This is a genomic window from Bacillus sp. FSL M7-1345, from assembly GCF_038006985.1.
GTDB lineage: Bacteria > Bacillota > Bacilli > Bacillales > Bacillaceae_G > Bacillus_A > Bacillus_A cereus_U.
The window spans coordinates 2,497,772-2,520,215 of sequence record NZ_JBBOWG010000001.1; the positions used below are offsets into that span (position 1 = coordinate 2,497,772).

The window sequence follows — 22,444 nt, forward strand, 5'->3', positions numbered from 1 at the left end:
TTGTATTCTTATAGGAATTATGAAATAATGAATTCAAAATTGTTACGGGAGGAATACATGATGAAAGTTATTGGCCTAATTGGCGGACTAAGTTGGGAATCAACATCGTTATACTATAAACATATAAATACACTAACCCTCTCTCAATGTAATCAAAATGCGAAGCTTGTTTTATATAGCATGGACTTTGGTGAGGTAACTACATTATTACAAAATCATCAATATGAAGAAGTGAAAAATGAATTAGTCACAGTAGCCAAAAAGGTAGAAAACTCTGGAGCTGAATGTTTACTAATGTGTTCAAATACGGTCCATTTATTTGCTGAGGAAGTAGAACAAGCAATATCAATCCCACTTCTTCATATCGGTGATGTAAGTGCTAAAGAAATGGTAGAACAGAATATAAAACGTATCGGACTATTAGGAACAAAACAAACGATGGAACAAGATTTCTATACATCACGACTAGCAAAATATAACATTGAGACAATTATCCCAAATGACGAAGAAAGAACTTTTATCCATCACGTCATATTAAACGAATTAAGTAGAGGCATTATTTCAGAAACTTCAAGGGAGAAACTAATACAAATTACCAATTCATTAATTCAAAACGGTGCGGAAGGTATATTACTAGGCTGTACTGAAATACCATTGCTTATTTCCCAAAATGACCTTACTGTTCCTGTTTTTGATACTGCTTTTTTACATGCAAATACTGCTGTACAATTTGCTGGATAATAATATAAAAGCATAAAGGTAGATCCTCTATGCTTTTATATTGTCCGAACTATTTATTTAAAAGAGCATCAATAACTGCAATGGCTCTTTCGGAACCACCACACTCTAAAAAACTTTCATTCAGTTTTCGAATGCCATGTTTATACTTTTTATTTGAAAGAACGTCTGTTACCGCCTCTTTTAAAGTTTGCACATTAACATGCTCTTTCAATAATCTATGTGCTGCCTCAAGCTCAGTTAATCTTTGCGCTATCATAGGTTGATCTTTATCATGCGGTATTATCACAAATGGGACATTGTAATAAATTGCATCGTGCACACTATTCATTCCACCATGTGTAATAAAAACATCTGCTTCACTTAATATTTCTGATTGAGGTACGTAAGGGGCTATAATAAAGTTATCTGGCGCTTGCTTAATTTTTGAAATATCATTTCTATCACCGATCGCCATTACTACAATCCCTTCGAAATTTGAAAAAGCATCAATACAAGTATTAAAAAATGGTTCGAGCCCTTCAAGAAGTGTTCCCATTGAAATATAAATAACTTTCTTTTTTGAAAGCAATTCAAGTGGAAACTTTGCATTTGTTTTGCGCTTTATAATACTCGGTCCAATAAAAACATTGTTTTCTCCGAACGAATCGCTATTAGGTTGAAAATAACGACTTGTATACACGAGACTAATATCTCCCTTATTATGCATAAATTGAAGATTATTTTTGGGCTTTACTCCAAATTCATGTTCCATTTGATACAGTAACTTTTCAGAGAGTTCATCGGGTTGGAATTGTATTTCTGCATTTGGATGAAAAGGCAAGGTTTCCAATAATTCTGGTGGAATTAAAAATATAGGAGAGGAAACTATGCCTGGAACTTGTAAATATTCCTTTACTAACTCTCCGGCACCAAATATATCATAAACTACGAAATCAAAATTTATGCTTTTACATAATTCTTTCGTAATTTCTAATATATATAAAGAAGTTTGAACATGTACATGAAAGAAAGATTTTAATCCATATGAAGTTTCATTATCAATAGAAATCTCCTTTAATAAATCCGGATGAGTATGTACAATAGCCCCCAAAACTTCAAGCCTTTCCTTAAAGTTTTCCGTTGTAATATAGTGTACGTTATCTCCTCTTTCAGTAAAGGCCTTTACTAAACTTAATGTAGGATTTACATGTCCCTCTGCAGGAAAATTAACTATTAAAATATTCAACACGTATTTCTCACTCCTTACAATTCAATGTTCTTATTAATCGTACTGTTATTATTACAAGCAATCTTCCTCTAATAGTCCCAATATGCTTACTACTTTAGGTTGATAAATAATTATCAGTCATCGGAAAAGGCATCTACATAAGTAGATGCCTAACTGTGATAAGGAGTGTTCTGTGAGGTTAGGATAAGCTTTTCTGCTTGTCCTATGCTATCAATATATGAATTATTTTATAAAACGTGAATAGTTAATAGAATTATTTTAACCATTTTATTTGATCAAATGGATAATATACCATTTTCACTTTACCTATTACATGTGACTCATCGATAAGTCCAAGTGTATTCCTACTATCTTTACTATGATTTCGATTATCACCTAATACAAATAATTTATGCGAGGGAACTTTCATTTCTCTAAAGTTTGAAAAACGATTTGATACTTGTGACATATCTAACTGTATATACAACTCATCTCGCTTTTTACCGTTAATATATACCACATCGTTTCTTAATTGTATGTTATCCCCTGGTAATCCAATAATTCGTTTCACGTAGTATGTAGGCTCGTCTTCTTTTTTTATTATTACAACATCACCATGATGAAAAGAAGAAAAATAGACACTAGCCTTATTAACTAGTATGCGATTATTTTCATTCAAAGTAGGTTGCATCGAAATTCCTTCTACCATACAAAATAAAAATGACTTATTAATAATAATAATTCCTATTATAATTAAAATATAGCTACATATTTTTCTCCAATCTTTTAGAATCAATTGCTTCATATATACCTCATTTCTAATCTATTCGTATGTAAAAACGTCTCTAGTTCATATAAATGCTAGAGACATTTCGTATATTTTAATTCTCTTTAGAGTCATCTATTTTTGGTGCTTCGCCAGTTAATCGCTTATTTTTTAAATCAAAATAAGCATCTAAAACTTCTTTTCCAATATCAGAGTTAATACCAGACTTATCATTTATAACCCATGGTACTACAACGGAAAATGCTACTTCTGGATCATCATAAGGCGCATATCCCGCTAATGTTAAATTATAGCATTCTCTACGTTCACCTTTATCATTTCTGCCAATATTACTTTCTCCACCATATACAGTCTGTGCGGTTCCTGTTTTACCAGCAGGTTTATATGATGCTTTTTGAAACGCCCTTACTCCCGTTCCATCCCCTTCTTGGAAAACTCTTCTAAACCCTTCTTTTACTTGATTTATATAATCTTCTTTCATATCCACTCTATTTAAAACAACTGGTTCTATTGATTGCACCACTTTGCCGATTTCATCTTTCTGCACGGTTTGTTCTCTAATCTCTTGAACAATTTGTGGTTTCATACGATACCCACCATTTGCAATAGTAGAAATGTACTGTGCAAGCTGAAGTGGTGTATACGTATCGTACTGGCCAATAGAAAAATCTAATAAGAAACCTGGTTGATTATCTTTTCTCCCTATTTGTCCAGCTGTTTCATTCGGTAAATCAATGCCCGTTGGAACACCTAAACCAAATTGTCTGAAATAATATCTCATTTTATCAAAGTATTCTTGTTTAATATCTAGTGAACTATTTTTTACATAATCCACACCTGCAATTTTTAATGCTGTATTAAACATATAGACGTTAGAAGAAACTTGTAAAGCTCTTAGATCATCAATATTTCCGAATTCTTTCCAAGACTTTTTCTCCTTAGTTCCTTTGAATTTCATAGGTGCGTCATAAAAGTATGTACCTGGTGTTATAGCTTTTGTTTCAAACCCTGTTAACACTGTCGCACCTTTCACAGTTGATCCAAGCTCATATGAACTTGTCATCGTGCCTAAAGCGTAATCTTCAACTTCAGTTTTCCCGTCTTTTTCTACTAACTTTTTCCCAGCCATTGATAATACTTGACCGTTTTTCGGATTTATCATTACAACGAAAGCACGGTCCAACATCGATTCTGAACCTTTATAGGCCTTTAATATTTTTTCTATGCTCTCTTCTACTTTTTTTTGTAATTCCATATCTATTGTTAAAGTTAAATTCTTGCCGCTTTTCCCTTCAGAAACGGTTTCCGTTCTAATTGTATTACCTTGTTTATCAGCAAGACTTCTTACTTCTTTCTTCGTACCATGAAGTACATCTTCATATTGTTGTTCGATGTAACTTTTCCCGACCCTGTCATTCCGGCTATAATCACGCACTAAATAATAATCTAATCGTTCACGTGGTAATCCTTCATCAGCATTCGAAACATTTCCAAGTACCGAGCGGAATAAACCATCATTAACATAGAAACGCTCCCAATCAACTGATGCATCTATCCCTGGGAGGTTTGCTAAGTTTTCACTAATCACAGTATATTCCTTTTCACTAACATCTTTTTTAATAATTTGAGGTGCCATTTGATAACCCGAAGTCATTTTACTTTTAATAGCCAACACTTCTATATCTTGAGCTGTTAATTCTTGAAGGTTTTTATCTGAAACTCGTTTTCTCTTTAACTCTTCAGTTTTTTTATCTAGCTCTTTTCCGGCAATATCATTTTCTCTAAACTTATCTATTTCTTTTTTAGATACTAAATTTTGAGCAACCTTTGGATTTAATTGCATCCAAAAATCTTTCTTATCTGTCTCGGTTAACTTATCTATATCTTCTTGCGGCATTTCAATTATTTCTGCAAGTTGTCTCGCAGTTTTTAACATATTTTCCGACTTTACACCTTTCATCTTCGTATATGTAATTGTACGTAAAGATTTATTATCAACAACTGGCTTACCTTCACGATCATAAATTTTCCCGCGTGGTACTGTAAGATTAACTGTTGTATTTTCCCTCTTCTCTACTTCATTTTTATATGTTTCTCCATCGAAAATTTGCACTTTACCTAACTGGATTATAATTCCAGAAAATAATAAAAATACACAAAAGAATAAAATATTTAACCGTATTGGTATTGGCCAACCGTTCTTCTTTTTTTGCTTTTTCACCTTGTTATAATCTCCTCCCTACATCACTTTCGTTTCATTCCTTACTATATGTAGTCTCCGTATAGTAAGGAATGTTATTTTTTAAACATTACGTTGTATGAATATTAATATAATGTTTAAAACTTAATAGAAATTTAAGCAATGGTAAAGAAAAGGTAAAGTTTACTAAATAAAATTTAAAAATACGCAATAACAAAGGGCTTAGTGAAAACTAAGCCCTTTGTTATTGCGTATTTAATTATTTACGAGTTATATAGAGCGTATTGTTACGGATCTATCTTCACTCTTTGATATGGACGGTTCATTTTGAAATTTTGGTAAGTAAATTGTTACAGTTGTCCCGACACCAACATCACTCATAATACTAATAGTCCCATGGTGACTTTCAATGATTTTATAACTTAGCATCAATCCGATTCCTGTTCCTTTTTCTTTCGTACTATAAAAAGGTTCACCCAATCTCTTAATTCTTTCTTCTGGTATCCCTATTCCTTCGTCTACTACATCTATTATGATACCACCTTCATTCATTTCTTTAATATGAATTGAAATCTTCCCACCATCTGGCATCGCTTCAATTGAATTTTGCAAAATATTAATAAATACTTGTTTTAATTGATTTTCAGAGCATTCAATAATCATCTCTTTGGAATCTGTAAATAACTCAACTTGAATGTTTGTCATAATTGCTTTTGTGTTAATTAACGACACAACATTTTTGAATATTTGACAAATATTTTTCTTCTCAGTAGGGATTTCATCTGTTTTAGCAATCGACAAAAATTCCTGAAGGATTGCTTCAATTCTCTCGATTTCAGAAAGCATAAGATTAAAATATTTTTCTTGATCCTCTTTGTTAATTTGGAATAATTGTATAAATCCTTTTATTACAGTTAAAGGGTTCCTCACTTCATGTGCTACACCGGCTGCTAATTGACCAATTGCCGCAAGTGTATCTGATTTATTTAGCAATTCTTCTGCCTTTTTCCGCTCTGTAATATCGCGGACAACAATCATAATTTTATCTTGTAATAATGGTAAACATCTAGCTTCAAAGAAATCGATACTTTCATTAATTGTTAGAGGGTATTCTACAATTACATTCTTTCCTTCTTCTTTCAATTGGCGAATTGCTTCTTGAAATTGCTGTGCTACTGGAGACGGTAATATTTCGTAAAACTTTTTTCCCATAAAAGCTTCTGCGGGTACGTAAAATTTTGTAGGAGATCCTGCTTTATAATCTATAATTGTCCCATCGTCTTCTGTTAAAAAACATAAATCTGGTAAAGCTTTAAAAATTAATTCTAATTCAGAGGTTTGTTGTTTTAATTGCCCTTCTATCGCTTTTAAATGTGTAATATCTACCCCAACAGCCCAGTAACTAAATCCTGTTACAGGAAACTGCTCAGATATATTGGACCACATTATCGTTTTAATTTCACCATTTTTACATGTTAAACTCATTTCCCAATCTCTAAAATTTTTTCCACGAGTCAAAAATTTATTTTGTATTTGATGGCGATAATTATGGTCAGGATACAGTAATTGAAGAGCGTTTGGATTCCCAATTATTTCTTCAGCAGTATAACCTGTTACAATCTCGCATTCTCGATTCCACAAAACAAAATCTCCATTATAGTCAAGCGCATCAACCATAACAGGCATATTTTGTAAGATCGTATGTAGTTCTTCCTCTTTTCGAGAAAGTAACGATGTATTTTTACTTTGAACTGCTTTTTTCACCCCAGCTATAATGAGGTTAGAAAGCATTTCAAAATATTTTTGGCAATTGAAAATTTCGCTTCGTTTGGACCATACAACAAAAGATCCTAAATATTGATTGTATAAGAAAAGGGGGATTTCAATTTTGGGAAGTTTACATACTTTCATTTCATTAATTCCAAATGAAAATATACATTCGTTTTCAGCATCAAGAAGTTGATGTGATATGTTGGTTAATTTATAAAATTGTTCTGCCATGGTTTCTATTGTACTCACATCAATAAGTTCCATTAGCCGCGCATTCATTCCTTTTTCACCTCGATATGTAAAATTTATACAAATTCAAAATTCATACTTCTTCATTATACGAAGAAAGTGCTCCTAGGTATATAGCTGTAGAATAATTATTCGAACAAATTCTATTTTTCAATTAAAAAAAGAAAATAATATGGGAGTGTTACGCGCTGCTAGTAGCAGTATAAAAATACAATAAACGTAGAATTCACAAAAAATTCACAACTTTCATGAAAAATATAAACATTTATTCCAATATATTCTATATAATGAGGTGTAATAAGGCTTCTATGAATCTCATAGAATACCTTACCCCTAATAAAAAGAAAAAAAGAATCTATTTGGATTCTTTTTTTCTTTTTTTATTACATTACATATTTATATAAAGCATGTGCGACACCATGTTCTTCATTTGTTAACGTTTCGTATTGACACATCGCTTTTATTTCTTCAACTGCATTTCCCATTGCAATTGATATATTTGCTTTCTCCATCATAGAAACATCGTTTAAGCCATCGCCTATTGCTACAGTGTTTTCAACTGGAATATTAAGATGTTCTGCTAAAGTATATAATCCATTTCCTTTTTGAGCATCTCGATGATTAATCTCTAAATTATGCCAATAGGAAGATGTAATAGCTAAATCCGTATTATGCAGAAACGTTTCTTTTAATTTTTTTAATTTCTCTATGTCATAAGAAAACGGTAAAAGTTTATGCACATGTATATCCATTTCTACAATTGGTTTACAGCTTTCTGTACTATGAAATGCTGCATGCTCAAGGTATAATGCAGCAATCGTTTCTAACTCTTTCAAATCGGAATTTTCTTTTGCATTCTTCACATACTCGATTTCATTACGTACACTCTCTACTCCATAATCCGGTACATACACACCTTTATTAGTATAAAGCTGATAATACAAGCCATTCTCTTCAAGATATTCTACAATCTCAAGTGCCTGCATATTTTGAATTGGATATCTCTTCATCATTTTTTTATCTTTATATATAAGTGCACCATTTTCCGCAATAATCGGACACTCCAAATCAACTTCTAACAAAAGTCGTTCAATATCCACAATAGAACGTCCTGTACAAATTGCTACAACATGGCCAGCTTCTTGACATTTTCGAATTGCTTCTGCATTCTCTTTACTAATCATTTTATTCCCTGAAAGAAGAGTTCCATCTAAATCAATTGCGATTAATTTCATTATTTCTTCACCACTTTCTATAAATACACGAGTTTTTATTAAATAAAAGGTATCGTTTTCATACGAATCTCGTGAAGTACTCCTTATTTATAATTTATGAAAAGCGTTTCAGGTCAAGAAATAATTAAAAATAAAATCCAAAGCTGTTCTTTTTAAAGAAAAACTTTGGATTTTATGCTATGAATTATAACTAATATATTTTGTCTCACACATGTATACGTTTTTTTCTTCTGTTGGGATATATACGGAAAACTTTTCTAAACGTTTTCCGTATATATGAATAGTGATTACGCTTTCATTTTTGGCTATTTCTAGAATATGACAATCAGCTGGTGGAATTACTTTATCTGTTTCGCCTTCTCCCAAATAAAGATTTCCTGTATGTGTTAAATAAGAAAGTGAATTTCCAAGCTGCTTCGTTTGAACAAAGTTCTGCACCATTATCCTTCCTGAAAAAACGCCTTCTACTCCCCATGTGCCATCATGATCATGTAATGGTGTAGATTGTCCATCTTTCCATACGAGAGCTAATACTTCAAAACGTTTTAATGGATCTTCATACAGTAAGTGTCGTGCATATTGAGCCGAATTCGCCTTCTGTTTATCTAACGGAAGCCATGTTTTCTTTTCTAAAAGTTCTTCTAATAATGTTTCAATTTCACACACGATTTGTTCTTCCAATAAATCACCATCTATTAAATCAGTTACAGCTTTAATAAATGTTTGAAACGTTTTACTCCCATTGCACGTTAACATAAGCATCCTCCTCTACTCTTTTTTCACACACCTCCATACTATAAAACACACTAAAATTTTACAATTGAGAAATAAAAAACAAGGTACAATACAATGTACCTTGTTGAACGTTTTATTGAGTTTTTAAGCGAATAGGTAAGTATTTTAAGGTTTGTTCATTTTCCAATATACATGTTTCTAAATTGAAAGATGGAGATAACTCTATTTTTTCGAAAGCATTTATAAATGTATTTAATGCAATCTCAGCTTCTAAACGTGCAAGCGGTGCCCCTAAGCAAAAGTGAGGACCTTGTACGTATCGCGCTCTTCGAAAAACTTGATTACGAGGCTAGAAAAGAAATTTTGACTACGCGCCAAAACGTGCTTCAAGAACAACTTACAGCCATCCAATCCCTTGACGTTGTCTCACCTTTTATTACAGAAGTTGTTGAATTTACTAAATCACGTATTGAACATGAATTACATTGGATTATATCTCTTATGAAGAAAATATAAAAAATAACAAGAAAAGTAAAAAATAATGAATGAAAATGAGATTTATTATCAATACTATAATTAATAAAAGGGCAACCTCGATTTGGCTACCCTTCAAAAATTTATACTTCTGGATCAAAAGTTTTGCAATCTGTTTCTTCAGTTGTAGATGCATGTTTACCTTTATGACTTACTACATAAATTGCATCTGCACTACATTTATTGCCGTTAGCCCAAAATTTACAGTTGTTTACTTCACATAAAACGTCTTGTGCCATAGTATCACACCTCCTTGTTCTATTATCATTAACAAAATTCGGAGGTATGATACTCTTTGTCATGCATTTTTTATTCCCTTTTTAACTTTCTTAATGGTTCAATATCTCCTTGTACAATAGCATCTATATTTTCGGTTATTTTTTCAATGTCAAAATGCCACCATTGAATTTGCAATAATTCTTCTATTATTGTATTTGTGAATCGTTCCTTTATTTTATTTGCAGGGTTTCCGCCAACAATTGTATATGGTACGACATCTCTAGTCACAACAGATTTAGCTGCAATGATTGCACCATCCCCTATTTTTATTCCGGGCATAATAGTTGTGTCCATACCAACCCAAACGTCATTTCCAATCACTGTATCTCCTTTATAGGGCAGATCAGATAACTGTGGTGTGAATTTCTCCCAGCCATTCCTAAAAATATTAAATGGATATGCCGAAAATCCATCCATTCGATGATTCGCTCCGTTCATAATAAAGGTAACTCCAGACGCAATACAACAAAATTTACCAATAACGAGACGATCCCCGATAAATTCATAATGATATAATACTTGATCTTCAAATGTTTCCCCATGCTTCGCATCATAGTAAGAATAATCACCAACGATTATATTAGATTTCATTATTGTGTTTTTTATAAAATGAACGTTTTGATTTCCTTCAATTGGGTATTTAACGTTTGGATTAGGATTCATGTTGCACAGCACTTCCTTTACCATTCATTTCACTTTCTACTGCTATAACTGGCTTTAGATTATATATAGGTAAAATAAACAATAATCCAATTATAAATAGTAGAGCCGTTCCCTCATACATCGTGCTTAATGAGAACATCTCTTTTAATGAACCAGCTATACTCATCGTTACTACCATTGAACCGGTGAACAGTGGACTTAAAATGCCATTTACTCTACCAATAAAATCCGTATCACTATTTTGTATAATAAGTGTATTAATACCTATTTGAATACACGGTAGAGCTAACCCACTAAAAAGTTGCGCCGTAAGTGTCACCCATAAATTTGTGGAGTAACCAATTATACCAATTCCAATAGCCTGGCCTAGCATACCTACGATTAACATTTTTTGCGGCGCAACGTTTTTCGCAAATACCATCGCTAAAGCTCCACCAACAATCATCCCTGCGCCATTTACTGTTAGTAACCATTGTAAACTCTCTTTTGATAACCCTAACTGCTCAGTCACAATAAATATACCTAGTGGCTGAATTAAGCCTATACCTAGTCCTGCTGCCATAAAACATAGACCAAGTAAGGTTAATGCTTTTTTCTTTTTGACGTACTTAATACCATCCTTCATTTCCTGTAACAAAGTGATATCTTTCTTTTCTGCTTCGTTTTCAAGATCTTTCGGAAGAAATAACAATACACCTGCGGCAAGTAAAAATGCGATACCAGTAATTATTATTGAAATGTAGATTCCAAAACTGTGAAAGATAAATGTTCCAAGAATCGGTCCTAACACCATAAATATTGCAAATATCGTTTGATATATAGACATTGCTAATTGAATTTGTTCCGTTGATAAATGTTGTTTAAATAATTTCATTCCAGATGGTTGGGAAAACTGTGAAAGGATTGCCGAAATGAGCGTAACAAAAAACACGATTTTCCACGTACCAAACATAAGAGTAATTAATACTACGAACACAGATAAAGAGCTTAACGTTTCGCACCATATCATTGTCTTCTTCGGCTTCCATCTATCCGCAAAGGTCCCACCAATAAAGGAGAAGATAAAAATCGGTGCAAATTCGGCAACTGAAATCATCGAAATTGCAAAAGCATCACCTTTCGTCATTTCCATAACATAAAGTAATACTGCAAAGTTCCGAACCCATATTCCAATTTGTAAAAATAATGCTGAAGCAAGAATTCCTTGCACAAATCGATTTTTTAATACTTGTGATACCCCCTGATTTTGATTCGTTTCTGCAGTCGTCGACATAAAAAAGCCTCCTATTTCGTGTTCTAAATAGGAGGCAGCACAAATCATATGAAAAGACTATATATTCGCAGCGCGAAACACATCCCTTTTCTATACATGTACATACTAATCCTATTCAGAAGAATATTTCGTTTTTTAACGAAGATCTCTTGCAAATAGAATTAGTTGATCATTGGGATGTTTTCACCCTTCCGTTTCGAATTTAAATAACACATACATACTCTATGTAAAACATTTTCAATGTATGCATGTCTCATTTTAACTATTCTAGAAAGTCAAAGGCAATTCCTCTAAAGAACGCATTAAATAGTTTCCTTGCCATTTAATATCTTCACGATCGCCTTTTATTTGTAGTTCAGGCATCCGTTTAAACATAGTAGTAATAGCAATCTTTGCTTCCAACCTAGCAAGTGGTGCTCCTAGGCAGAAATGACTACCATGCCCAAAGGCAATATGACGGTTATTTTCTCGTGTAATATCAAATACTTCTGGGTTTTCAAATACTGTTTCATCACGGTTTGCTGAAGCTAATGCGATAATAACCATATCTCCTTTTTGGATTGTTTGTTCGTGAATTTGAAACGGCTCAGCCGCCCATCTTGCAGTTGTCACCTCAACTGGAGAATAATAACGCAATCCTTCCTCAATAGCTGAATCAATTAATTTCGAATTATCTTTTAATAACTGTAATTGCTTCGGATTTTCCAGAAGTGCTAATACCGTATTTGTTATTAAATTCACTGTCGTCTCGTGTCCGGCTACAATTAATAACATGATCATTGAATATAGCTCTCGAGCACTAAGTTTATGCCCTTCATTTTCTGCAAGTATTAACGCACTAACCAAATCTTCTTTTGGATTTTTCCGTTTTACATCAACTATATATTGAAGATATGTAATAAACTCAGATAGTTGTTTTTCGGTTTCTTTTATTTCTTCAGGTGTTTCTGGCGATGCAATGACAGCATGAGACCAAATTCTAAATTTCGCTTGATCCTCTTTTGGAATTCCAAGCATCTCACTTATTACAATAATCGGTAATGGGAATGAATAATCATCCACAAGATTTAATGTACCTTTTCGCTCTATCTCATTTATTAAATCATCCGCTACTCTCTGAATTCTTCCGTCTAATTGTGAAATCATCTTTGGTGTAAAAGCTTTTTGAACTAAAGATCGTAAACGACTGTGGTTAGGTGGATCCGAATTTAACATATGCGTTGTTAAATGATCACTATTGTCAACAGAAAGAAACATGTTCATTGTATCTTTAGAAAACACATTATTTGGATCTTTTTTTAAGCGATTATCTTTTAAAAGTGGCAAGGCATCTTCATATCTTGTAATGAGCCATTCTGTACCAATCTCGACTTTATTAACAAATAAAATAGGTTGCACTTTTCGCGATTCTTTATAAATCTCATAAGCGTCTTCTTTAAACTGAGCAGAAGCTAAATTAATGCCATCCTCTATTTTTCGGCCAACCTTATTTTTTATTGACATTGCATTCCCTCACTCTCAATTATTTGTGTAAATCAACCCAACATTTGAATTATACTTCAATAAAAACTAGAAAATTGTAAATTTTTAATTAAAATCTTACTTCGTATATTGAAAAATAAAAAAGTGAGAGAGTAAAATTATTCTACTCTCTCACTTTCTATTATGCGAAGCACATAAAATTACTAATTTGTTGATATCGATAACTTACTTTGCGGCGGCGACCAGCTTGCCAAGTGTAGCCGGATACCCCACTTCTTCTTACTTCTGTCGGAAAAAACCATAAGTCTCTTCCGAATGGACCAGGACGATGTAAACGTAAATATCCCCATCTTCCTAAACAGTTACACATCCATGATTTCATATTGCCCGCTTGTGCAGGAGAAGCAAATGTGGATGGTAAAGACGGAGCTTGTGACGGTGGTGGTGACGTAGGAGCATCTTCCGCATCATCTGGTCTATAATCTTCTAGTTCAACCTCTCTAACTTCGATATCAGGTTCATATCCGTATTGTTGTGGATTATAATACATCGTTTGATCATATGGATAATTTTGTTGGTTATACATATTAACAAATCACCTTCTTTTCATTCATTACCTTTAACATTCATATGTGATATAACACCTATCGGAAGCTTATGTATAGCCCAAATTAAACTAAAAAAATAAAGCTCGTATCTTTTTTTCAAAAATACGAGCTTTTTTATAAACTGAATATATTATTATTTTTTCAACTTCACACTATAAAAACGCATTTCTTCTAATAAACCTTCAAATTCAAATACCTCTTGTTTAATTAATACTTTCAAGCGATACTCTAAGAAAGTATCCCCAACTAATTGCTCTACAAGACCAAGCGCTTCACCAATTACTCTCGGAGCTTTAAGGAAGTCTTTATCAGCACCTACTTTTTTCGCACACTCAATAATGAATTGGTCAAAATATTCTTCTTGCACAGAATGCACTTCATCGTCTTTCCAAACTCTTAAAAACTCCATGCTTTGCGATAATCTATTCCACTCATGTGCAAACTTCATTCGCTTCTCTTCAGTTAAATACGGAAATTGCACAAAACTTTTTTGGAAAAGAGCTAAACTTTCAGGAGATAATTCTCCAGTTCCACGAATATCATAATCTTGTTTTAATATTTCTCTACTCGCTTCAGAAGTATTCATAACACGAATATTTTTCTTATCTTTTAATTGCGCAATTGTAAAACAAATCCCTACATGCTCATGGGCATTATCCGCCTTCCAAATGGTAATCGGTGTTTCATTAGGAATAGAATGTAGTTCTTCTAAAGTTTCCATAAATCTTGGTAAATATTCTTCTTCAAAATAACTATCATAAGAAGTTAAGTTGTTTAATAACCATTGCTGCCTTGCGAGTTGCCCTTTATTCGTATGTAATTGATTAATCGGTCCAATTGAAAAGAATTCAGAGAATGCAACAACACACTCCTCAAATAGTTCTTCTTGACTTAACATATATTTTAAACACCCAGCTGTTGAATCATCAAAAGCGATATGAATGTGTGTACTTTCTTTTACATTTCTTTTATAAGATGTATTATTCGTCAGTTGCTTAGGTATACTCATCAAGTGTTTAATCGTATCTTCACTATAGTTTTCTTCTAATAAATCTAATTGTATAAGAATGCTTTGCAGTAAATGTTTTGCTTCATCTTCGTACATATCCTCTACAGCATTTTTGATTTTATCTATCACGCAAATCCCTCTATTCATTTCTAAAATAACGTAGATTATAGTGTATCATTTTAGTATAGATGTTTAAAAGTCTTTTTAAAATCAAATCGTTTATTACACAGATTGCTGCAGCCATCTAAGTTTTTAACAAAAGCTTTCTCTATATTCCTCTCAATCTATAGATTTATAATATTTTTTGCTTCCTCCTTATCTATCTCCCAAAATCACATTAGTTGCTAAATAATTTTTAAACACTTTGTAAATCTTTTTATTTAAATGTATAATTATATAGAAAATAAAAACTACAGGAGCAATATTAATGGCGAAAGTACTTACTAATTATAAACATTATTTAAAAAATTGGAGATTTATATTTATTTGTATATTACCTGCTGTCGCTTTATTGTATACATTCGATGTCATCTTTGAACTACTGTTTCACCAAAATTTCTATTTGTCTAATTTAATTGTTGCTATCATATTAATCTTAATATTTATTAACGTTAAAGATAAGTTTAATATCAAAGGTTAAAGAAAACTATAATTGAAACGAAACCGTTGTGAAGCTACATTTTTCATAAAAAATTAGAGCACCCTGCTATTGGATGCCCTAATGTGATTAGAGGTTTTTTCTGAGTATTTAGTAGGACACGAAGATCTTGTCCTATTACATAATATATGCTTGTACTTATTACATTGTGCATTAAAAAGTACAATGTCCAGATGCCAAATAGATACATACACATTGGAGTAACTAACACGCTAGAAAAGACCTTCCTATATCCATTCATTCTTAATAGCCTACATTATTACTAATAAAATCTGCTCATACTTTCATTGTACAATTGCTTTATTTATAAACAAAAAACATCCCCATGGATGTTTTTTATCTAATTATCTTTAAACTTCCGATAGTTATCTTTTATTTATAACTACTTTATAAGCTTCTGCTAATTACTCTTTTTAGTATATTATCATGAAGACTAGAGCAAGCATGCCTTGTCATATATTAGATAAGGGATGTGATAACATTGGGTAACGATAACAATCAATTTGTTTTTCATGTAGTAAAAAGTTCGGCAATTAAAAGATTTATAATTATCGATATAATTGCTGGAACAGGAATTTATTGGACCGTAAATTTCATTTCTTCAAATGCATTACTCGCAATTATTAGTTGTATTTTGGGGACAAAAAAAATGAAGAAAATGCATCATTCATAGAAGCAATAACTAAATCCCAATTCATTTCTTTCAAATTTGTTGCCTTTACTCTTCTTGAAGTGGGAAAGCAATTTTTCACAGTTGGCTAATTCATCCGACTTTCTGGCAGACAATACTTTTGATTGTCTGCTTTTTGTATGAGATTTTTCGTTTTACATATACTACTTTTGAACCTGTATACCAATGCAAGCCATTTTGGTGTTTGGGATTTCCCTTCCTGAGATAAGTATTTTGTACTTATCCCTTTTTTGTATAGGTATGTATATTTGGGATAAAACTAATTACAAGCAGATTTTCTGTTTATTCGTAGTTCTTAACCAAAAGACTTTTCTCCTTTAAAGGACAGTAGGTACGACTGCTTGTCCTTTTTTATTAATATTTCACACACTATTTTTTGATCCCTTCTAAGCATTCAATTACAGCTCCCAAATAGCCGATGTTTATATTCATACAAAATAAGCAGTTGCTGATACTTTCCTTTTTGAGTTACACAACACAATAAACATGTGTAACTATAGATTTGAATCCATGTCCCTCCTATCTCAAAAGCTCTCCTAAGTAACTAAAAAAAGAACACTTGTGGGTGTCCTTTTTTCTTTATGTAAGAGAACATACAGATAACATTAATCCTCCCAATGTCACTGTTCCTAGTAACCCAATACAACTCCTGTTAAACAAACACAATCAGCAAGAAAAATTGAAGATTGCGATAATGGAACAAATGACCTACTTGTGCTTGATCCATAATGTTTTATTTTTTCATAATTTATATCCAACATTAAATGTAGACATGATACACAACCCTCAATAGTTTGAAGAGATTCATTTTCTAACCGCTCCAATAACTTGTTATTTAAAGCAAATGGTAGAGGGTACTGCTTATCTAATTTTATATTTTGATAAATTAATTGTAAACGAGATAGCATACTATTTTTCTTTTTTTCAGATGCAGCTGTACATTTCATATTATTAAATTCATTTAATAACAGCGTCAATTCATCTCTGTTGCCGTATAAATCCCTAGCTATTCTTCTCTTTAGTTTGTACGAATGGATAATAGATTTAATTTCAATCATTTAATTACACTTCCTAATTAAATATTATTTCCCCTTATACATAATCAGTACTTTTAAACCCTATTAACAATACACTCAAACATCTTAATTTACTATCGATTATCATTAAATTAACCTTACATAGTTGTAATAATTTCTTTAACTACTTACCAACTAGAGGCAATCCATCCTCATAATTAATATTGTATATATCTCTATAGAAAGTGAAATCATAAATAAAAATAACTTGACTTTATTTGCTGGATTAACTCTTCTCTTTACTTTGTAATAAAGTATTAAAATAATACTGGTTATATGTTCACGTTATTATAGCTAATAAGAAGGATAAGGATAAAAATGCACAAAGCGGTACATATAAAACAGTATCCATTCTGGCAAACTGCGTATCTTTTTTTCGTTTAAAGATACCAAAATAATGAAACCCACCAATTACTCTTATGAAAAAAACAACTATACAAACCCAGGATCCCATTTGAACAAAAACATTGGGAAGTGCGAAATGAACAATATTTGCTTGTTGTAATAAAATCATTGCTGCCATACTTAATAATAACGCAATGAACAATGTCATTCCTGTACCTGGTGTAAACGCCTTTTCTCCAGCTTTAGTTGGAATGACACTATTTGTCGCCCACTTACCTCCGAAAGCCCAATAAACATGTAAAAAACTAACTAAGAATAATATGCAAACAGAAATATATGTAATAATAAGCATTTTGTCCGCCCATTATTTTATTTAAATCCTTACCTTTAAAATATGCTATGAATCCTTCATACGCAACCTATATTTAATTACATAAAAAACCCCTTAATGATTTATCAATTTTACGATAAATCATTAAGGGGTTAGTGAAATTTATTATGCATTATACCTATTTTTTCGACGTTCCATCCTAGTTTGTCCTTGAACAGTACTTTCTTTATATTGATCTATTTGCTCTGCCATTTCATATGTTACAACTGGTTCTTCGTTATTATGCTCATGCATTATTTCTGACGTTTTACGTTTAGAACCTTTTCCACCAAACTTAAATAATTTCATCTTAAATTTCGGTAATCTTGGAAAGCGGATCTTAAATGATAGCCTTTTACGTTTCTTTTTTTGTTTAAATAGATTTGTATTTTCTTTATTATTATCTTTCTCTTTTCGATGAATTAACGTCGCAAGTAATCCACCTAATATAAGTCCTCCAACCAAGAGTAAAAGATATACGTAATTGCTTGTCATTAAACTCGTCATACGCTCAAGTATGACTAACGACTGTACTTCTTTTATATCCCATAATAAAGCGGCCCATAATGAGAATAAACCTAAAGTAAGCCCGTATGTACGAAAGCGGAATATACAAGGTATTAAAGCGATACAAGCGGCAATTTTGGCATTTGCTATTATAGCACTTGTTGAAATATCCTGATTCCAAATAACTAACAGTAGTGTTATAAATGGTGCATATGCTATCCAGCTACATATACGTGAATATATCTTTTTCGCAAAGTAACTACCGAAACTAGTAAAAAATAAAAGTCCTCCAATATATAAAGATTGTTCAAGAGGGATTTGCTTTAACATTCCTGCAATTGGAAAGAGGCCGCTCAGTAGCATTAATAATACATCTAATTTCTTCACAATTCCCCATTCCTTTCAAATTTTCTTTTCAATTAATAAAAATCGCTTTTCCATATGATGTAGTTTTTGTATTTCTAAAAAACATCTTAATCCTGTATGTAAATAAAGTAAATACGTAAAAGAAAAGATACATGACAAAGGATAGCCTTATTTACATGAAAAAATGACAAATCCTGCTCATTATTACTAGCAGGATTTGTATACTGTTATTTATATTAATATCAATGCATCTTCTTTTTCTAAAATTATTACATCTGCATCTAATTCGTCACTGAATTCTTTAAACTCCCTTGAATCAATATCTGTAGTATAATTTTTAATTAATTTAACCATATGCATTACATGCGTATTATGAATATTTTGTTCCGAGAGCAAGGTTGATTTACAGCACATGTAATGTATCATTTTGGCGATTTCTTCTCTTTCCTCAGATTTTACACCAAACGGGATAACTTCGAGTATGTGCTGCTGTACTATCTCATTGCAATTTAATTCGTATGCAGCCGTGCTATAGTAAATTCCCATTTGATCTACAAATAATCTCGTTTCATCCATAACATATTCTTGGTCTCTAACAATATAGTTCGGTACATCTGAGTTAGTATTAATTCTAATTATGTTTATATCCTCTTTAAAATTTGGAATTATTTCAGGTGAAACCTTGATATTAACGCTTTCATTTTGCAATTTCTCTATCCAATATTTCCTCATATTTGCATCTACAATAAAATAAACTTCTTTATTTTGTTTATGTGCATCTTGTGAAATTTCAACTAATGTTTCTGACATAAATTGTTTAAAACTGACTCCTATATCATTCCTTTTTGATGGTTGTGGTAAAAACACTTTATTATTACCTATATTTAATAACGTATGATCAATTGTGCCCCATTCTTCTTGCCCATATAATTTATATACTATTTCTCTCCCATTTATTTTTGAAAAAATAGGTAAGAAATCATATTTAGACATTTTCTCAATTGATAAATTTACAATTATCCCCGGTAATTTTATCTTATTCCAACTACGCTTTAAGAATCCCTTTTGTTCTAACAAACTAAGAATGGCATTAATAATTTCTTTTTTAGATACACTTTGTCCAATAAATAAATTAATAAATGCTGAAATACGTTCCGTTCGAGCGAATCCTTCCCGAATGATTTGCTTTGGATTAATTTTTTCGCGACCATCACAATTTTTCATTGCAATTAATGCTAATTTCATTTCATTTTGCTCACCTGCCGTAACATGTACAGCTTTTACGACATCGTCTACAAGTTTCTTTTTGTTTTTATGGCTATATTGCATTCTATATGGATTTTGTAATAATTTTTCAATGTTGTATCTTTCAATTTTTAACAGCACCGGATTATCTGCATTTAATACATAGGATGAATCTTCATTTTGAGCTAAAACTATTTTGCTATCTAATAACGCTTGTTCTATCTCTATTATTATGTCATCTGACCATACTTCTAACGTAATTGTGTCTAATCCCTTTGGAGCAAATAAAGGTAATAACTCATTCTCATTATCAGTTAATACTTTTCCACATTCTGGAAGTGATGTAAAATATGGGAAGCTTAGTTGGAATTCATTAAAAAGTTCCTCTTTTTCTCTTACTTTTATACCAAATTTTATTTTTGTTCCTTGAACTTTATATATATTTTCGTTATATGGAAGAAGCACTCTTACATTAGTTCCTCTAATATACTCTTTCGGACATTGGAGAATGTCCTCTAATTTAACTTCTCCACCTATCCTATACTCATCTTTTAAATTTCTAAAACGTTTAATCCATTTTATTCCTTTTTCAGCTTGTTGCACTTTTAACTTTATAAACCTTTGCTTTTTATTATTTAATTCAAATTCAGGAGTTGAAATCAGTATTTGGCTCCGCTTCCGCCCTAAAAGTATAGGAATATCTTTATGATTATATTGTTGATAAAACCGCCTAATCCCTACGGATACTTTTAATAGTGGAATATTCTCACCTCCACGAGTTACGTATTCAAACCGATATACATAAGCGAAATAATCATGTGTTTCTTCATCTTTAATTGGCTCAGACATCGCTTCAAAAACATCTTGTGATCGCAGTGGCGAAAAATATATTTCTTCCTCGTTTTTATTTTCCATACGTAAAGGCTGTTCGCAAAAAATATGAGTAATTAAAGCTGGTACCCATTTAGAAAACGTTTTTTTATCATGTAATACTGGTAAATTACTAATTAAATCATACTGCCATTCTAAATGTGGTGGATCTATTAATTTATTCGGTTTCCAATCATGAATAACCTCATACCAGCTTTGGAAAATATAGTCTAACTGTTCTTGTCTCATTGGTTCTTTTGCTACAATCCAAGGTGTATCTTCCTTTAATACATATGGATCATGCTGAATGAACAATATATCAGAAAACATATCATACAATCTTTCATTTACAAGTTTTAATTTGCTCGTTAATAAAAATGTTCTATAATGTATCTCTACAATCTCAAGCCATTCAATAGGAAAGTAAATATACGATACTTTCTCATTATAGAGGGGTTCTACTATATTTTTAAATGTTAATAACCGTAATTTTTCCATATTATTAATACTTCCTCTCTTAATATATATTGATCATAAATAATACTAGAAAAGATACCAATTTTTTTAAGCATAAACGAATCAAATTTAAACCAAGCATAGTTTAGGAAAAAATAAATTTAATTATAAGAATAATACAGTATAAAAACTAAATTAATAAAAAGTTACTATTACCATATAACTACCTCCTTATTTCACTCTACATATTATAAAAACATTATAATTCATTATTGTATTTTATATCTGTAATTTACAAAATATTTACATAAATTAAACATAATAAAAGGTAACGCCTCTTTATATAGCGATACCTTTTATATACTCTTTATTAAATAACACCTTTAACTTCTTCATTCACCGGCCATTTTTCTAATGTATATGCCATTTCCCAAAATGAATATTCATATTGACTACTAAAAATAAAATGTTGTCTCATACGATTACGGTCTGCCTCTGTTACTTTTTCAGCAATCGTATCTAATCGTGTAATTTGCTCTTCTACTAGAGTACGGAACCAATCCGAACCATATGCAGAAATCCATTCTTGATAAATTGGTTCTTCTGGTTGACATTCTTTTAATCGTTCACCAATTTCATAATATAACCAATAACAAGGTAAAATAGCCGCAATAATATCTCCTAAATGCCCTTCATAAGCTGCACGATACATATGAGATGTATATGCATATGCAGTTGGCGCAGGAATAAAATTATCTTTTTCTTCTTTCGTAATCCCTAATTTCTTTGCGAAATTCTCATGTAAAGATAACTCAGCTTCATACGTATTTTGTGCATGATGCGCCATACGAGCCGTCGTTTCTAATTCAAGAGCCTTTGCAGCACCTAACGTTTGTACTCTAGCAAAATGACTTAAATAATATGAATCTTGAAGCACATAATAACGGAAACTAGCTAAATCTAACGTTCCTTCGCCAAGCTTTTTTACAAAAGGGTGATTGAAACTCGCTTCCCAAATTGAATCTACTTCTTTACGTAATGATTGTGAAAAAGTCATTTAAATCCCTCCAATAATTTATAAAATATAA

19 protein-coding genes and 3 pseudogenes are annotated in these 22,444 nt (G+C 31.7%); 4 read left to right on the forward strand and 18 right to left on the reverse strand.

Annotated elements, in window-relative coordinates; translation table 11 throughout:
• Positions 1-57: 57 nt before the first annotated feature.
• The gene (locus MHB76_RS12900; protein WP_016105002.1) at positions 58-741 is read left to right on the forward strand and encodes an aspartate/glutamate racemase family protein; all 684 of its coding nucleotides are present in this window, start codon (positions 58-60) and stop codon (positions 739-741) included.
• A 49-nt stretch (positions 742-790) separates the two neighbouring features.
• Here the strand turns inward: MHB76_RS12900 and MHB76_RS12905 are convergent, their stop codons facing one another.
• The 7 genes and pseudogenes from MHB76_RS12905 to MHB76_RS12935 form a co-directional block, all read right to left on the reverse strand.
• Positions 791-1,969: a macrolide family glycosyltransferase gene (locus tag MHB76_RS12905; protein ID WP_078173624.1), complete on the reverse strand. Its 1,179-nt coding sequence runs from the start codon at positions 1,967-1,969 to the stop codon at positions 791-793.
• Positions 1,970-2,222: 253 nt separating this feature from the next.
• Positions 2,223-2,753: a signal peptidase I gene (lepB, locus tag MHB76_RS12910; protein WP_002161590.1), complete on the reverse strand. Its 531-nt coding sequence runs from the start codon at positions 2,751-2,753 to the stop codon at positions 2,223-2,225.
• A gap of 76 nt (positions 2,754-2,829) precedes the next feature.
• On the reverse strand, positions 2,830-4,956 hold the full coding sequence (locus tag MHB76_RS12915; RefSeq protein ID WP_078173623.1) for a peptidoglycan D,D-transpeptidase FtsI family protein: 2,127 nt from the start codon (positions 4,954-4,956) through the stop codon (positions 2,830-2,832).
• 249 nt (positions 4,957-5,205) lie between these two features.
• Positions 5,206-6,984 carry an ATP-binding protein gene (locus MHB76_RS12920; protein ID WP_002161588.1) on the reverse strand — a complete coding sequence of 593 codons (1,779 nt, stop codon included), beginning with the start codon at positions 6,982-6,984 and terminating at the stop codon, positions 5,206-5,208.
• 353 nt (positions 6,985-7,337) lie between these two features.
• Positions 7,338-8,189: a Cof-type HAD-IIB family hydrolase gene (locus tag MHB76_RS12925; protein WP_078173622.1), complete on the reverse strand. Its 852-nt coding sequence runs from the start codon at positions 8,187-8,189 to the stop codon at positions 7,338-7,340.
• Between the two features lie 177 nt (positions 8,190-8,366).
• Positions 8,367-8,945 carry a cysteine dioxygenase family protein gene (locus MHB76_RS12930; RefSeq protein WP_002110202.1) on the reverse strand — a complete coding sequence of 193 codons (579 nt, stop codon included), beginning with the start codon at positions 8,943-8,945 and terminating at the stop codon, positions 8,367-8,369.
• A gap of 112 nt (positions 8,946-9,057) precedes the next feature.
• Positions 9,058-9,237, reverse strand: a pseudogene (locus MHB76_RS12935) (cytochrome P450); the annotation flags it as partial.
• Between MHB76_RS12935 and MHB76_RS12940 the strand changes: the two are divergent.
• Positions 9,219-9,440, forward strand: a pseudogene (locus MHB76_RS12940) (PadR family transcriptional regulator); the annotation flags it as partial. The pseudogenes MHB76_RS12935 and MHB76_RS12940 overlap by 19 nt on opposite strands.
• Positions 9,441-9,541: 101 nt before the next feature.
• On the opposite strand, the gene MHB76_RS12945 reads toward MHB76_RS12940, so the two are convergent.
• The 6 genes from MHB76_RS12945 to MHB76_RS12970 form a co-directional block, all read right to left on the reverse strand.
• Positions 9,542-9,697, reverse strand: coding sequence for a DUF1540 domain-containing protein (locus tag MHB76_RS12945; RefSeq protein WP_000046089.1), 156 nt, complete (start codon positions 9,695-9,697; stop codon positions 9,542-9,544).
• 70 nt (positions 9,698-9,767) lie between these two features.
• Positions 9,768-10,400, reverse strand: coding sequence for a Vat family streptogramin A O-acetyltransferase (locus MHB76_RS12950; RefSeq protein ID WP_078173620.1), 633 nt, complete (start codon positions 10,398-10,400; stop codon positions 9,768-9,770).
• Complete coding sequence (locus tag MHB76_RS12955; protein WP_078173619.1) at positions 10,390-11,673, reverse strand: MFS transporter; 1,284 nt, start codon at positions 11,671-11,673, stop codon at positions 10,390-10,392. The genes MHB76_RS12950 and MHB76_RS12955 overlap by 11 nt, the downstream gene beginning before the upstream one ends.
• Before the next feature lie 267 nt (positions 11,674-11,940).
• A complete protein-coding gene (locus MHB76_RS12960) occupies positions 11,941-13,176 on the reverse strand; it encodes a cytochrome P450 family protein (RefSeq protein ID WP_016105012.1) in 1,236 nt (411 codons plus the stop codon).
• 160 nt (positions 13,177-13,336) lie between these two features.
• Positions 13,337-13,741 (reverse strand): hypothetical protein, encoded by a 405-nt coding sequence (locus MHB76_RS12965; RefSeq protein ID WP_002110206.1) that lies wholly within the window; start codon positions 13,739-13,741, stop codon positions 13,337-13,339.
• Positions 13,742-13,896: 155 nt separating this feature from the next.
• Positions 13,897-14,901, reverse strand: a complete 1,005-nt coding sequence (locus tag MHB76_RS12970; RefSeq protein ID WP_078173618.1) for a DUF1835 domain-containing protein — start codon at positions 14,899-14,901, stop codon at positions 13,897-13,899.
• A 298-nt stretch (positions 14,902-15,199) separates the two neighbouring features.
• Here MHB76_RS12970 and MHB76_RS12975 point away from each other — a divergent pair, with 298 nt between their 5' ends.
• Both MHB76_RS12975 and MHB76_RS12980 read left to right on the forward strand, forming a co-directional pair.
• Entirely contained in the window at positions 15,200-15,412 is a 213-nt protein-coding gene (locus tag MHB76_RS12975; protein ID WP_002161580.1) for a hypothetical protein, read from the forward strand.
• Positions 15,413-15,911: 499 nt separating this feature from the next.
• Entirely contained in the window at positions 15,912-16,103 is a 192-nt protein-coding gene (locus MHB76_RS12980; RefSeq protein WP_033710969.1) for a hypothetical protein, read from the forward strand.
• A 597-nt stretch (positions 16,104-16,700) separates the two neighbouring features.
• Here the strand turns inward: MHB76_RS12980 and MHB76_RS12985 are convergent.
• From MHB76_RS12985 to tenA, 5 genes and pseudogenes are all read right to left on the reverse strand, one after another.
• Positions 16,701-17,179 (reverse strand): annotated as a pseudogene (locus tag MHB76_RS12985) (homoserine dehydrogenase).
• A 298-nt stretch (positions 17,180-17,477) separates the two neighbouring features.
• Positions 17,478-17,894: a DUF3995 domain-containing protein gene (locus tag MHB76_RS12990; protein WP_078173617.1), complete on the reverse strand. Its 417-nt coding sequence runs from the start codon at positions 17,892-17,894 to the stop codon at positions 17,478-17,480.
• A gap of 144 nt (positions 17,895-18,038) precedes the next feature.
• Positions 18,039-18,806: a DUF3959 family protein gene (locus tag MHB76_RS12995; RefSeq protein WP_078173616.1), complete on the reverse strand. Its 768-nt coding sequence runs from the start codon at positions 18,804-18,806 to the stop codon at positions 18,039-18,041.
• Positions 18,807-19,016: 210 nt separating this feature from the next.
• On the reverse strand, positions 19,017-21,398 hold the full coding sequence (locus MHB76_RS13000; RefSeq protein ID WP_340986755.1) for a pPIWI_RE module domain-containing protein: 2,382 nt from the start codon (positions 21,396-21,398) through the stop codon (positions 19,017-19,019).
• Positions 21,399-21,726: 328 nt separating this feature from the next.
• Positions 21,727-22,413, reverse strand: coding sequence for a thiaminase II (tenA, locus tag MHB76_RS13005; protein ID WP_002032475.1), 687 nt, complete (start codon positions 22,411-22,413; stop codon positions 21,727-21,729).
• Positions 22,414-22,444 lie beyond the last annotated feature (31 nt).

Bases quoted from the DNA above. Each gene is read 5' to 3' on its own strand.
- MHB76_RS12900 (WP_016105002.1), top strand. From the start codon at position 58: ATGATGAAAGTTATTGGCCTAATTGGCGGACTAAGTTGGGAATCAACA.
- lepB (WP_002161590.1), bottom strand. From the start codon at position 2,753: ATGAAGCAATTGATTCTAAAAGATTGGAGAAAAATATGTAGCTATATT.
- MHB76_RS12920 (WP_002161588.1), bottom strand. From the start codon at position 6,984: ATGAATGCGCGGCTAATGGAACTTATTGATGTGAGTACAATAGAAACC.
- MHB76_RS12925 (WP_078173622.1), bottom strand. From the start codon at position 8,189: ATGAAATTAATCGCAATTGATTTAGATGGAACTCTTCTTTCAGGGAAT.
- MHB76_RS12930 (WP_002110202.1), bottom strand. From the start codon at position 8,945: ATGTTAACGTGCAATGGGAGTAAAACGTTTCAAACATTTATTAAAGCT.
- MHB76_RS12945 (WP_000046089.1), bottom strand. From the start codon at position 9,697: ATGGCACAAGACGTTTTATGTGAAGTAAACAACTGTAAATTTTGGGCT.
- MHB76_RS12950 (WP_078173620.1), bottom strand. From the start codon at position 10,400: ATGAATCCTAATCCAAACGTTAAATACCCAATTGAAGGAAATCAAAAC.
- MHB76_RS12955 (WP_078173619.1), bottom strand. From the start codon at position 11,673: ATGTCGACGACTGCAGAAACGAATCAAAATCAGGGGGTATCACAAGTA.
- MHB76_RS12960 (WP_016105012.1), bottom strand. From the start codon at position 13,176: ATGTCAATAAAAAATAAGGTTGGCCGAAAAATAGAGGATGGCATTAAT.
- MHB76_RS12965 (WP_002110206.1), bottom strand. From the start codon at position 13,741: ATGTATAACCAACAAAATTATCCATATGATCAAACGATGTATTATAAT.
- MHB76_RS12975 (WP_002161580.1), top strand. From the start codon at position 15,200: ATGGCGAAAGTACTTACTAATTATAAACATTATTTAAAAAATTGGAGA.
- MHB76_RS12990 (WP_078173617.1), bottom strand. From the start codon at position 17,894: ATGCTTATTATTACATATATTTCTGTTTGCATATTATTCTTAGTTAGT.
- MHB76_RS13000 (WP_340986755.1), bottom strand. From the start codon at position 21,398: ATGGAAAAATTACGGTTATTAACATTTAAAAATATAGTAGAACCCCTC.
- tenA (WP_002032475.1), bottom strand. From the start codon at position 22,413: ATGACTTTTTCACAATCATTACGTAAAGAAGTAGATTCAATTTGGGAA.